Genomic DNA, 12,506 nt, shown 5'->3' with positions numbered 1-12,506 from the left:
GTCTCCTAAAAATCCAACACAATCTTGCTGTATGTCGGGTGCAGATAGGTCTCGGTGATTGCGTTACGCAACGGGGTGGCCTCCACCCCAAAGACCGCCGGCCAATCAATGACAGGAAATGTTTCGGGTATCACGAGCGCCTCAAGTTGGCTCGTTGTGAAAGGTGGCTTGGAACTCAACTTTCCGTAAACGAAAAGAAGCCACCAAAACACCGTGTAAGGGATATGGATAATCCGGGCCTTCGGCTTCACCGTGGTATGGATCAGATTAATCAGATCGCCATAATATACCTGCTCCAACCCAGAAATATCGTAGGTACCTGTGGGCATTTTCTCCATGGAAGAGATGATGATCGCCGCAAAATCCCCGACATATAAAGGCTGCCTGATGAACTTGCCGTCACCAGGAATCGGGAAGACCGGCACGCGATCCATGAACCGGCGAAGCCAGCCCAGATAAAAATGCCACCACAGAAGGTGGGCAGTTTATCGCACTGGGTAATGACTGGAGCTCGACATTCTCCTATTTCGCAGAGCGTAAATCTTTTACGATTCCCGACTGGCTCACGCAAACCGATGACGTTTTGATGCATCCTGAAAAATACCTCGATGCAGACCAGCTTGGCGGTTTTGTCTTCTGCGGCAAAGATAATCTGGACCCTGCTCTTTTCACTAATTTTGTCGCGCGGAAACAATGGAATACTGCTATTGTTAACGGCTGTAAAATCGCTTTCCCGGGAACAGCTTTCAAGGCTGACGGCGCTAATTCCATGGAATGCCACGGTGCGATTGATATCAACGAGATCACGGAGGAAAGTGGTGCTCGTGTTGCCAGGCTGGAGGGATGGGTTATCCCGGTTGATGGCGACAAGAAAATTCGCGAACGGGTTTACATTCAACTCCCAGGATCCAATGGACAGCCACTATATGTCGAGGCATTGAGAACCCCTAGAGACGAGATTAATTCGCAATTGAAAATGCCGCCGGAAAATTTGAGCGGGTTTTCAGCCTTGGTTCCGCTTCAGCAAGAGCAGGACACTAAAGATGTTGTGATCATTCGTTCGCGAGGAGACGTCAAAAACATCTGCCGCCTCACTCATTAGAAAAAACTTCCAATATCGGCGACAGACTGACGGACCGAGTTCTCACTGACTGGTGGACGTCCGGCGCTTTTGGCGGTCGTCAAGCACCATCACCGCCAGAGTTGTTGTGGCGCCTCTGTCACGAGGTCGCCACACAATGCCATTCTGCCAATGACGCAAATATTGCATCCGGCAATCATTTTCACTTGTTCAATCGATCAAAAGCGACCTTCCAAAATGCGTTATCTCTCGCTAAACGCATCTGTCGTTTCGACTTTCGAATATTGTCGGGCTGTCGGGCCGCAAGGACAAGTCGCGTCGAGGTAACGCCAGCAGTGTCGGAATGGGAAAGTCCTGCGAGCAAATCCAATTCGTCTTGCTGGGGATTAGTAACAAGCCGCTGGAAAGGAGACGCCCAAGCTAATGAAGAAATCACCTCAGGACTATAGATTTTCAGAAGATATTTATTATCTTCCACAAACTTGATCACTCCTTGCTGTACCCTCATCGCCTTTTCGCGATAGTCACTCTCCTCTGGGAGGATATCTTCGAGTTTAGGGACAATCTCGCCTTCAGCGCTTATTTCATAGCCTAGGGTTGTGCCGTGGTCCGCAGTCAAAGCGAATTCCAAAAGTTCAACGCCGCCTGTTAATAGGTAATCTTGAATCTGAGGATGACTGCCATATTGGGATAGCCAACCATGCATAATAAATCCTAGGTTTTTATTCGTGACGGCCGACGAATGGAGCCCTAGATAAAGTCCAATTACGTTTTCTTTAGAGTAGGTATGATCCAAAACGCCGAAAAGATACCTCTGAGTATTACCGTTCCACCCTATGTCGACCAGCCCAGTCTTTACCTCCGGAGAAAAGTGTTTTTCAAAGTAATGGCGAAATTTTTTTCGCCGCTCACTGGAAGTCTTTAGTCCAAGATCAAAGGTCGTCGCCACCATCGCGCGACTGTCGTTGATTTTCTCCGGAGGAACCGGCTGCCCCAGAACCAGTCCAAACTGCTCTAAAAGGTGAGGGATTTTTCGTGCGTCGTAACCTACGGTATCGAGATACTGCTCTATTGGTCTGGATACTTTACCCCCAAAAGGCACCCACGTTTTGTCGAGATCCCATTCCTTCAATCCAATTTGATGACCGACACTCCTGGAAAAATGAAGATAGGAACTGCTGACGTTTCCCAATTCCGCATCCTGCTTTACAATTTCAAATAGCTTATGCGGAAGCCACCCGTCACGTGCGACAAAAGCGACGTGCTCAACTTTGGTCTCTTTTATTTTCCACAGAAGCCATATCGTAAAACCAAAAATAAGAGGACCGAAAATCCGGTAACCTATACTCGCATAAGCTTCTTGGGGCACAAACTGTCGCGATTGGGGCGTAGCGAGGAAATCAACAACGCTGTTTACGAGATATTCGTTTCGCGTACACTTCGACCACAACGGCCGATTGTCAACTTTGGCCCAATCCGCCAGATGAGTAGCTAGCGAGTATTTTTTTGCTTGCTCTATGTCGGCCCACACATTGTCCCCGACATGTAACCAAGAACCTGAAAAGCTGACATTTAAGCTTCTGCTCACTTCTTGATAAAGCGCGCCACTGTGTTTACTTTTCCTAAATTCCCCAGAAACGAAAATCTTTACATCGGAAAGCCCTTGAAATCCTTTTTCCTGCAATACGGTCTTAAGCCAGGACGATGGCAAATACATGTCTGAAACGAGGGCAATTCGTTTCGCCTTCGCCCTCAACTCGTCGTATGTCCGCAGGCCTGCTTCACTGGCGAAGAGAAATTCTTGCTCCAATTCCAGTTCCTTCGCCTGAAGCAACTGTCTCAATTCGCCGCCGCATCCGGTTAAAGCTTCATAACGATCGTAGATTTCCGTAAAGGTTATCTCACCCTCTTCTCCGGCCAGTTCAGCACGAATTTCACGCGCTTCTTTTTCGGCCTGGATACGGTGGTGGGAGAAAGTGACGAGCAGATCATGGTGTAGGAGCGCAATATTCTCCTGCATAACTGCGGCTCGAACAGCTTCAAACACATCTACCGGTGCTCGCAGCTTTCGATGCAAAAGTGTATCAAAGATATCAAATGTTACTAATTCATACATCAATATGCCCTTAAGTCTAACGTCTCAGCAGGCGGTTTCGCCAACGCCTGAACCAAACTGAAAGTTCATGCCGCCACTTTGGGCGTACAGGGCGGAGACCGTGTATCGCAGCTTCCATCTGTCCCAGCCGCCACAGGATGTGATACACCTCATTTTGAGTGAACTCCTGAATTTCAGCCGGAATGGTGATTGCGATTCGACGCTCTCCGCTTTCTCCTGCCGCTTGACGCACAAGGTCGTTACGCATTTTTTGGTGATAGAGGCGATGTTGAGTTATGCCGGCATGGATGGTGTTTCCAAGCTCGCCCGTGGCTGAAACACGTTGGTGATAAAAACTTAGATACTCAGGCAGAATCCAAACATCGTGCTTCATTAAGAACCGCGAATGAAAATCCCAATCACCAGCGACGGGCAGGCTTTCATTGAAGAGACCCAATTCGCGCGCAGTGGCGAGGTCGAACATGAACGCTATTGGAGGAAACTGATTGCGAACCAACATCTTTTGAACGGAGAGTAGACCCTCATCGAGAGGGTCGGAATGCAAAGCTCGAAACGGTTCGACGCGTTCTATTGTGATTTCATTACCGACAACAGTTTCAAATACACTGTTGATGCGGCATACAATTCCTTTGATTGACGGAAATGTTTTCTGACGACGGGCGATGGTTGAGGTCATCGAAGCCAGAAACTCGGGCGCCCAGCTATCATCGTCATCGTGGATGACGGCGTATTCCGTATTCAACTTTGCGAGTCCGGCATTTGATGCCGCCTCCATTCCCTTGGACACCTCATGATGAAGAACGCTCACTCTCGCGTCTCCCTCGAAGATCTGCCCAACGAGCCAATCAACGGACTCAGCCTGCCCGCCATCATTTACGACAACCAGTCTCCAATCTTCATATGTCTGGTTCTTTACGCTTTCCAGCGCCCTTCGAAGCAGTACGGCGCGATCCTTTGTCCGAGTGACAATCCCCACAACAGTAGGGCCAGAGACGCTTTCCGCGCCCGCTCCGTCTCCGTCAACTTGAGATGCGCTATTTTTCGTGGCTAGGCTGCTATCCATGAATATAAGATTGACCGCTGTCTTCGCTACGAGCACATAACCCTTGCTTTCCAGCAACTGAGAGATCAGTTCAGCATTGTTTTCAATAAAATGTTCAGAGGGCTCCGCTTGGACAACGGCAGGGCGCCAGCGGTCCCAATCGACGTCCTTAAGCAAGTCAAGGTCCAAACCTTCAGTGTCGATGGACAGATACAAGGGTGCGCGCTCTGAAAAAAACTCCTCAAGCACATCGTTCATACGAGATGCCTGAACCGTGATGACATCTTTCAATCCGACGGCGCCATCTTGCCAATCTTCGACAAATCGCCTCGATAAAGACGAGAGTTCATTTTGATTTGATACGAAAAGCTCTGCGGTATCTGAATCACCGACAATAATCGCCTTGTTCAAAACAAGGTCTTGTTTTCGAACCTTTTCCAGATCGGCGATAAGCGCCGGATTTGCCTCAACGAGGACCCCGCTCATTCCCAATTCGAGAGAAAGAAGATACGTCGCACTTGTGGCAATAGGATGATTAGCGCCAACCTCAAGATATCGCTCTGCCGAAAGATCAAAATGCCTACGCGCGGAAAGCGCTTTCAGTATACTGACAACAATAAGATCTTCTGCGCATTGCGCATAATATCTCTGCGCCAAAACCTCAATATCAGGCGACCTCAATCCAAATTTCTCAATTTCATTATAAACGAAACTATTTCTCAAGGAGCACCCTAAAAATCATTAACATGCAGAAACACAAAACCTAAAAAAATTCAATTAACTAATACTCATAATAATTTTTATAGTCTATAGAAATTTCGTAGAAATAATAAGATTAGACAAAACTTAATTAATTACATTTTTGATTAATAATATTAAACCAAACAAATACTTATAAATACAGACACCATGATGAAATTCACATCCAGTGAACATTATGATTCTGTGTAGCCAAACACGGGAGGCATGATCGCGCACGACACGCGCACGAAGCCAAAGCGCTGATATTGACAGACAGAATGAGGAGGACTATTTGCTAGCCACTAATTTGGGCCGCACATGGCTTGGAAATGGGGGTTTTCGCCCTCGTAAACGCAAGTCGTTGCCGAACTATCTTGATCCGAGTTCCGTAAATCTCCGTGCAGCGCGGATGGATGATGCAACAAGGTGAATACGAGTGACATGCTGACTAGGTGACACTACAATTACCTTTGCCATGGGGTGGTGAGCAGGTCTTGCTTCGGAACGATATTTATCTTGAATTCGCAAGGATATTGCAGTGATCGGATCATTTTTGTCGCCAGACGACAAAAAGCTGTTAACGCGGCTATTTAAGGAAAACTTCAAAAAACACGTCGGCTGGTATTCTGCGGCAATCGCGGCGATGCTCGTTGTCGCTGGCATGACATCTCTTAGCGCTTGGATAATGCGTGATATTGTCAACAGCGTCTACCTGAAGCAAGGTTTCGATGTCGTCCTCGAGATTGCATTTGCAGTTGCAGCCATCTTCATAGTGAAGGGGCTTGCTACCTTTGTTCAGAGCTACTACCTCAGCAAGGCGGGAAATAGCATCGTCGCCGAGCAGCAGCGCAAAATCTACGATAGGCTCCTCAAGCAAGGCGTCTCTTTTTTCCAAAATTTGCCATCTTCAGAACTTCTGGTCCGCGTGACCTACAACGCCCAAGCTGCCCGCAGCGTCATCGACACAATCGTCACATCCTTCGTTCGCGACCTCTTCTCCCTCCTCGGCTTGATCATCGTGATGTTCGCCCAGAATTTCCTTCTGAGCGCGATTTCCATGATTATCGGTCCTTTGGCAATCTTCAGCGTTCGTCTCGTTCTGCGGCGCGTCCGAAAGATCATGGAGGCGGAACTTGCTTCGTTGGGCGAAATCGTCAACGTCGTCCAGGAAACCAGCATCGGCGTGCGAGTCATCAAGGCTTTTTCCTTAGAGAAGCTGATGGCGCAACGCATGAACAAAGCGGTTTCCGATGTCGAGCAGCGAGCCAATGGCATAGCCAGACTGGAAGCCGCGACCAGCCCGATCATGGAAACCCTGTCTGGTCTTGCCATTGCAGTGGTAATTGCCGTCTCTGGCTACACTGTGCTCGAAAAAGGCGGTTCCCCCGGCGATCTGATGGCCTTTATCACGGCTCTTCTCCTTGCCTACGAGCCTGCCAAGCGGCTTGCTCGGATGCGCGTGCAGATCGAGGGCGGGATGATAGGCGTGCGCATGATGTTTCAGGTGCTGGACGCGCCGCTAACGCTGACCGAAAAGAAGGACGCAGTCCCGCTTCCCAAGGCAAGCGGCGATGTCGAGCTTAAGAACGTCAGCTTCGAGTACGTGCCCGGCCAGCCGGTTCTTAACGACGTTAGCGTCCTCTTCGAAGGCGGCAAGATGACGGCACTGGTCGGCCCCTCCGGCAGTGGCAAGTCGACGATCATCAACCTCATGATGCGTCTTTACGATCCACAGAACGGCTCCGTTGAAATCAACGGCATGGATCTGCGCGATGTTTCCTTTGCCAGCCTGCGCGAACACGTTTCTTATGTCGGTCAGGAAACATTCCTGTTCTCCGGAACGATCAAGCACAACATCTCCGTCGGCCGCGACAATGCGACAGAGGAAGAGATCATAGCGGCAGCAAAGGCTGCGAATGCGCATGATTTCATCATGAAGATGCAGAACGGATACGACACCAGGCTGGGCGAAAACGGCTCCGGCCTGTCTGGCGGCCAGCGACAGCGTGTGGCGATTGCACGCGCGATGCTTCGGGACGCGGATATCCTGATCCTGGACGAAGCGACAAGTGCACTGGATTCCGAGTCCGAGGCTCTCGTGCGGGATGCGCTAGAGCGCCTGACGCTCAACAAGACATCCATCGTGATCGCCCATCGCCTTTCCACAATCAACCGCGCCGACAAAATCGTCGTGATGGATAATGGTGAAGTGGCCGAACAGGGAAGCCGGCGTGAATTGCTAGCGAATGACGGTCTGTATAAACGACTTCACAGCATCCAGTTCGACGCAGACGTCGCGTGACACCAAAATAAAACGGGCGGCCATTGCCGCTCGAATTTTATTTCAGAGCGAAAAGGAGCCGTCTCGACATCCAAGATGAGTTTTCCGATCGTAATGCTTGTTTCTTACATCAGCCGCTTCATGCGCCTCATGCCGGGCGACGTTGTCACCACGGGGACGCCGCCCGGGGTCGGTCTTGGAATGAACCCGCCCGTGTTCCTAAAAGCCGGCGATATGGTCGAACTCGGCATTGAGGGCCTTGGCACACCACGTCAAATCGTGACGGCATTCAGCGCGCGAGATCATCAGGAGACATGAGGGAATGACTGCAATCGAGAAGCTGGCTGGACGCTTTACCACCGCGAGCCGAGGCGGGGCGAAAATATCTCTGGCGGCGGTGCAGGCGGAGGGTCTCATCCCCGGTGCGCTTGCAGAGGCTATGGCGGTCCAGCGGGCTTTTGCTGAGAACTGGGCAGAGCCGGTTTCCGGCTGGAAACTGGCGATTCGCCCCGACGGCGAGGCCGTCGGGGCGCCCATGTTCGATTGCGTGCGGGTCGATGAAGCCAATGCCGCTTCTTTTCCCCATGGCGGCACCGAAGGCATCGAGGTCGAGATCTGCTTTACGCTTTCGGCGGATATTCCTGCGGCGGCGGCGGGGCCGCTGGCGAGGGCCGACCTGATGGCATTTATCGACAAGGTCCATCTCGGCGCTGAACTTCTCCGCTACAGGCTGGCGGAGAAAAACCAGGTGCCGTTTCCGCTTTTTCTCGCGGATCGCCTCGCCAACCACGGCTTCGTCATCGGACCGGACGTCGATAAAGGCATCGTGGATGTCTTTGCCGGAAATGGCGAAAACCTGCCGCAGCTCACCGTCACCGAGGGGCAGGTGTCGCTGTTTGATGCCAGGGTAAGACATCCGAATAGTGATCCGCTTGCGCCGCTGGTCGCCTTTGCCAATGCGGCACTCAACAAGGGCGACATGCTCAAGGCTGGCAATGTCGTGACGACGGGCAGTCTTTGCGGTGCGATACCAAGCACACTTACCGGCGAGACGCAGATAACGTTGAAATCGGTTGGCGCCTTCGCATTGTCCAGTCCGAAACCATAGGCGGCCGGTGCAGACGCCTCATTTACCAGACCCACCCCGTCGTATGCGGGTCACACATTCTAACGTCCTGGATTATCTCACCCGGCCATACTCGCCCAGAAAATCAAGCAGGGCTCGAATACGTGCCGGAAGCGGACCGCGTTGGCCGACATAAACGGCATGAAACATCTCCGTCTCACCTGTGTCGAGATGATCGAGCACGGAGATCAACCGACCGGCGGCGATATCCTCTCGCACGGTGAAAGCGGCAAGGCGGACCAGACCGACACCGGCAAGGGCAAGACGGCGAAGGCCCTCGCCGTCGCTTACCTGCACGCGCCCCGTCGCCGGAATGACAACAGTCTTTCCGGCATCCCGCAACGGCCACCCGTCGACTGACCTCGAGTACCCGAATCCGAGGCGATTGTGATCTTCCAGATCGGCGATTGTTTGCGGCACGCCATAACGCTCCAGATAATCCGGAGCGGCAGCAATGATCATCCTTGTCTCACCGAGCTTGCGGGCGACAAGCGTTGAGCTTTTCAGTGGTCCCGCGCGCACCGCCACATCCATGCGCTCCGCGAGCAGGTCAACCACCATATCCGTCTGGACGATATCGAGCGTGATGCCTGGATGAAGCGCCAGAAACCGTGGCAGGATGGGCGCAAGAATATGCGTTGCATAAGAAGCGCTGGTGTTGATCCGAACGCGCCCGACAGGCTGTTCGCCCTCACCGGCGGCGCGTTCGGCCTCTTCAAGATCCGCGAGGATACGAGTTGCACGTTCATAGAAGGCGCAGCCCTCTGGGGTGATCTGAAGCTGACGGGTGGAACGGTTGAGCAGGCGCGCACCAAGGCGGCTTTCCAGCCGAGCGATCAGTTTGCTCACGGCGGAAGGCGTCATTTTTGCGGCAGCAGCCGCGCGGGAAAAACCGCCGAGCTCGACGACCCGCACGAAAATTTCCATCTCCCCTGCCCGGTTGATTTCCAGTCGCGCCATGATGATTTGATCTCACAAGTGATAGTATTTTCGGCATTCTATTTCATTGAAGAGCGAGCGTCTATCTTCAGGCGGCGATTGAACGCATCGCAATCTTCATCCGCCAGATCACGACGGGATGGACAGAGCGCGGCGCTCCCAGAGCCCCGCCACGACCATTTCGAAGCAAAAAAGGAACGCCCCATGGAATATCGCTATCTCGGCAAATCAGGCCTGAAAGTGCCGGTCTTGAGCTTTGGTACCGGAACTTTCGGCGGCTCCGGCCCGCTTTTCAGCAACTGGGGCAATTCAGACGCCACGGAAGCCCGGCGTCTGATCGATATTTGTCTGGAAGCCGGCGTCAACCTGTTCGATACCGCCGACGTCTATTCCAATGGCGCATCGGAGGACGTGCTCGGCGAGGCCATCAAGGGAAAGCGCGACAGCGTTTTGATCTCGACCAAGACCAGCCTGCCGATGGGCGACGGGCCGAACGAGGCGGGCTCGTCCCGCTTCCGATTGCTGCGGGCTTTGGATGACGCCCTGCGCCGTCTCCAGACCGACTATATCGACATCCTTCAGCTTCATGCCTTCGACGCCTTCACGCCGGTTGAGGAAGTGCTCTCGACGCTCGATGCGCTCGTCCGGTCGGGCAAGGTGCGATATACCGGTGTCTCGAATTTTTCCGGCTGGCAGATCATGAAATCGCTCGCCGTCGCGGATCGATACGGTTGGCCGCGTTATGTGGTCAACCAGGTCTATTACTCCCTGATCGGCCGGGATTACGAGTGGGATCTGATGCCGCTCGGCGCGGATCAGGGTCTGGGCGCAATGGTCTGGAGCCCGCTTGGCTGGGGGCGGTTGACAGGAAAAATCCGCCGCGGCACGCCGCTGCCCGAAGGTAGCCGCCTGCACGAGACCGCCAGCTTTGGCCCGCCGGTGGATGATGAAGATCTCTACCGCGTGATCGATGCGCTTGATGCTGTTGCAGAAGAGACCGGCAGGACGGTACCGCAGGTCGCCCTCAACTGGCTGCTCAGACGCCCCACAGTTTCAACAGTGATCATCGGTGCGCGCAATGAGGAACAGCTTCGCCAGAACCTCGATGCCGTGGGATGGGAACTGACGCCCACGCAAGTGGCGCAGCTGGACGAGGCCAGCGCGAGGGCCGCTCCCTATCCGCATTTCCCTTATCAGCGGCAAGCGGGCTTTGCCCGGCTTAATCCACCGGCCGTCACTATGCCGTAACAGGGTTAATCGGGCCGCCTGAACCGCAGGCGGCCCGACAGATGTGGAGCTTCAGGCGGCTTTGTTTTCGGAGCCAGCTTCCACACGGCCCGAGAACCAGTTCGCGAGGATTGCGCCGGAAATATTGTGCCAGACGCTGAAGATCGCGCTCGGCACCGCAGCGACAGGTGAGAAGTAAGCCGTGGCAAGCGCCGCGCCAAGGCCTGAATTCTGCATGCCCACCTCGATCGCGATGGCCTTGCGCTTGGCAAGCGACAGGCCCGTTGCCTTTGCCGCGAGATAACCGATGAGATAACCAAGACCGTTATGCAGGATTACGACGGCAAGAATCATCAGCCCGGACTGGGCGATAGCCGCCTTGGATCCTCCCACCACCGCCGAGACGATCAAGACGATGCCGATGACGCTCACGAGCGGCAATGCCGGAACGGCGGCCTTGACGAGACCGGGCAGCAGCTTCTGCAGAGCGGCGCCGAGAGCGAGCGGAACCAGAACGACCTTGACGATGCTGAGGAACATGGCCCAGCCGTCAACCGGCAGGTACTGGCTCGCAAACAACCAGACGAGGAACGGGGTCACCAGCGGCGCGGCAAGCGTGGTGACCGAGGTGCAGGCGACCGACAGCGCGACATCGCCCTTGGAGAGATACGTCATGACGTTAGAAGATGTGCCGCCCGGGCAGCAGCCGACCAGAATGACGCCAGCGGCCACTTCCGGCGGCATGGGAATAATCCGGGTGAGCAGCACCGCCAGAAGCGGCATGACCAGAAACTGGCCAAGGACACCGATCGTCACATCGAACGGCCTTTTGACGACCTCCCTGAAGTCATCGACCGACAGTGTGAGCCCCATGCCGAACATGATGATCGACAGAAGCGTGACGATCCACGGCGCTATCTGTTTGAACGTATCTGGAAAAAAGAAGCCGAGCACGGCAAACAGGATGACCCAGACGGCAAAGGTCTTGCCCACGAAAGCCGAAACGGCTGCCAGCGTTTTCATGTCTATACTCCCAATATAATCATGGGACCCCGTCTAGACTGCAAGGGTGTCGTGTCAAGGTCATAGTGAGGGGAAAAGGGTCAGAACCGATAGGTCAGACCGACAACCGGCCCGCTCAGCCTCGAATCAAAAACATATCCGTCGTCAGAATAGTCCACGTCGAGCACCTTGTAGCCTGCCGAAACGGACAATGTGTCCGTGAAGATGTAGTTCACCGTCGCGAGCGCTGACCAGGTGAGATCGGATCCCGCGCCGAAACCGCCAATATCCACCTGCCCCTGGACGGAGAGCCTGTCTGTCAGGCCAAAAAAAGCGCGCGCGCCGATCACGGGATCAACCCAGCCGAAACTTTCCTTATGCGTGGCTGATACGCTGCCGATCAGGGGATGGCTGGCAGTGACCGCCACCTCGTTGGAGATATGCCAGAAGCGGGCTCCCGCCAAGGCGTCGAGCGAAAATCCGTCTGCATCCACGATCCGGTAACCGGCCTGCAGCGTCGCCATGAATTCCTGCGTATCGACGTTCGCGGCGATTGCCGCGCCAGCCGGAAGGGTGGGCAAACCCGGGATTTGTAGCGCCGGCAGCGGCCCGGCCGCCTTGCTGTCCGTGGTGTCGACATACATTAGATCGCCGGACAGGACAAAGCGGTCATAACGGCCCCAGATGTTCAAGAACCCGCCGAAGTTGAGATCCTCCATGACGTCGGAGAAGGATTTTTCGACATGCAGCGTCGGCGCGCGACGGAAGGGCGAAATGTTGCCGCTCAAACCCGTCGCCCACAGATAACCCGTTGCCTGAAACGCCCAATCCGCGTCATCAACCCTCGCGGGCAGGGAGCCGAGTTGATCCGCGGCTGAGGCCGCGCTTGCAGAAAAAGCCATAACGGCCACCAAAGCTGATAATTTTAGCAATGACGTCTCCCCAACCGAT

Annotated in this window: 10 protein-coding genes and 1 pseudogene; 5 read left to right on the top strand and 6 right to left on the bottom strand. The window is 54.0% G+C overall.

Annotated features, from left to right (window positions below):
* Nucleotides 1-5: 5 nt before the first annotated feature.
* A complete protein-coding gene (locus O9X91_RS19045) occupies nt 6-434 on the bottom strand; it encodes a Rossmann-fold NAD(P)-binding domain-containing protein (RefSeq protein ID WP_193559321.1) in 429 nt (142 codons plus the stop codon).
* Nucleotides 435-586: 152 nt separating this feature from the next.
* On the opposite strand from O9X91_RS19045, the gene O9X91_RS19040 reads away from it, so the two are divergent.
* Complete coding sequence (locus O9X91_RS19040; protein WP_269833827.1) at nt 587-1,102, top strand: hypothetical protein; 516 nt, start codon at nt 587-589, stop codon at nt 1,100-1,102.
* A gap of 181 nt (nt 1,103-1,283) precedes the next feature.
* On the opposite strand, the gene O9X91_RS19035 is transcribed toward O9X91_RS19040, so the two are convergent.
* Together O9X91_RS19035 and O9X91_RS19030 are read right to left on the bottom strand one after the other, a co-directional pair.
* Nucleotides 1,284-3,197, bottom strand: coding sequence for an HAD family hydrolase (locus tag O9X91_RS19035; protein WP_269833826.1), 1,914 nt, complete (start codon nt 3,195-3,197; stop codon nt 1,284-1,286).
* Nucleotides 3,198-3,213: 16 nt separating this feature from the next.
* Nucleotides 3,214-4,962 (bottom strand): glycosyltransferase, encoded by a 1,749-nt coding sequence (locus tag O9X91_RS19030; RefSeq protein WP_269833825.1) that lies wholly within the window; start codon nt 4,960-4,962, stop codon nt 3,214-3,216.
* A gap of 556 nt (nt 4,963-5,518) precedes the next feature.
* Here O9X91_RS19030 and O9X91_RS19025 point away from each other — a divergent pair.
* The 3 genes and pseudogenes from O9X91_RS19025 to O9X91_RS19015 all read left to right on the top strand — a co-directional run bounded on the left by O9X91_RS19025 (nt 5,519) and on the right by O9X91_RS19015 (nt 8,369).
* Nucleotides 5,519-7,282, top strand: coding sequence for an ABC transporter ATP-binding protein (locus O9X91_RS19025; RefSeq protein ID WP_080793738.1), 1,764 nt, complete (start codon nt 5,519-5,521; stop codon nt 7,280-7,282).
* Nucleotides 7,283-7,327: 45 nt separating this feature from the next.
* Nucleotides 7,328-7,579, top strand: a pseudogene (locus tag O9X91_RS19020) (fumarylacetoacetate hydrolase family protein); the annotation flags it as partial.
* A gap of 4 nt (nt 7,580-7,583) precedes the next feature.
* Complete coding sequence (locus O9X91_RS19015; protein WP_269833824.1) at nt 7,584-8,369, top strand: 2-keto-4-pentenoate hydratase; 786 nt, start codon at nt 7,584-7,586, stop codon at nt 8,367-8,369.
* Between the two features lie 72 nt (nt 8,370-8,441).
* Here O9X91_RS19015 and O9X91_RS19010 read toward each other — a convergent pair whose 3' ends face one another.
* The gene (locus tag O9X91_RS19010; RefSeq protein WP_269833823.1) at nt 8,442-9,347 is read right to left on the bottom strand and encodes a LysR family transcriptional regulator; all 906 of its coding nucleotides are present in this window, start codon (nt 9,345-9,347) and stop codon (nt 8,442-8,444) included.
* 183 nt (nt 9,348-9,530) lie between these two features.
* Between O9X91_RS19010 and O9X91_RS19005 the strand changes: the two genes are divergently transcribed.
* Nucleotides 9,531-10,574: an aldo/keto reductase gene (locus tag O9X91_RS19005; protein ID WP_142913056.1), complete on the top strand. Its 1,044-nt coding sequence runs from the start codon at nt 9,531-9,533 to the stop codon at nt 10,572-10,574.
* Between the two features lie 51 nt (nt 10,575-10,625).
* On the opposite strand, the gene O9X91_RS19000 is transcribed toward O9X91_RS19005, so the two are convergent.
* A complete protein-coding gene (locus O9X91_RS19000; protein WP_142913057.1) occupies nt 10,626-11,576 on the bottom strand; it encodes a bile acid:sodium symporter family protein in 951 nt (316 codons plus the stop codon).
* Between the two features lie 80 nt (nt 11,577-11,656).
* Entirely contained in the window at nt 11,657-12,457 is an 801-nt protein-coding gene (locus O9X91_RS18995; protein WP_142913059.1) for a hypothetical protein, read from the bottom strand.
* Nucleotides 12,458-12,506: the final 49 nt, after the last annotated feature.

This window comes from Agrobacterium salinitolerans (assembly GCF_027498475.1).
Classification (GTDB): domain Bacteria; phylum Pseudomonadota; class Alphaproteobacteria; order Rhizobiales; family Rhizobiaceae; genus Agrobacterium; species Agrobacterium salinitolerans.
The sequence above is the reverse complement of the archived record's forward strand: the minus strand, read 5'-3'. Positions and strand labels throughout refer to the sequence as shown.

What these genes read in the sequence shown, in the direction of transcription:
- O9X91_RS19045 (WP_193559321.1), bottom strand. Translation starts at nt 434, where the DNA reads ATGGATCGCGTGCCGGTCTTCCCGATTCCTGGTGACGGCAAGTTCATC.
- O9X91_RS19040 (WP_269833827.1), top strand. Translation starts at nt 587, where the DNA reads ATGCATCCTGAAAAATACCTCGATGCAGACCAGCTTGGCGGTTTTGTC.
- O9X91_RS19035 (WP_269833826.1), bottom strand. Translation starts at nt 3,197, where the DNA reads ATGTATGAATTAGTAACATTTGATATCTTTGATACACTTTTGCATCGA.
- O9X91_RS19015 (WP_269833824.1), top strand. Translation starts at nt 7,584, where the DNA reads ATGACTGCAATCGAGAAGCTGGCTGGACGCTTTACCACCGCGAGCCGA.
- O9X91_RS19010 (WP_269833823.1), bottom strand. Translation starts at nt 9,347, where the DNA reads ATGGCGCGACTGGAAATCAACCGGGCAGGGGAGATGGAAATTTTCGTG.
- O9X91_RS19005 (WP_142913056.1), top strand. Translation starts at nt 9,531, where the DNA reads ATGGAATATCGCTATCTCGGCAAATCAGGCCTGAAAGTGCCGGTCTTG.
- O9X91_RS19000 (WP_142913057.1), bottom strand. Translation starts at nt 11,576, where the DNA reads ATGAAAACGCTGGCAGCCGTTTCGGCTTTCGTGGGCAAGACCTTTGCC.
- O9X91_RS18995 (WP_142913059.1), bottom strand. Translation starts at nt 12,457, where the DNA reads ATGGCTTTTTCTGCAAGCGCGGCCTCAGCCGCGGATCAACTCGGCTCC.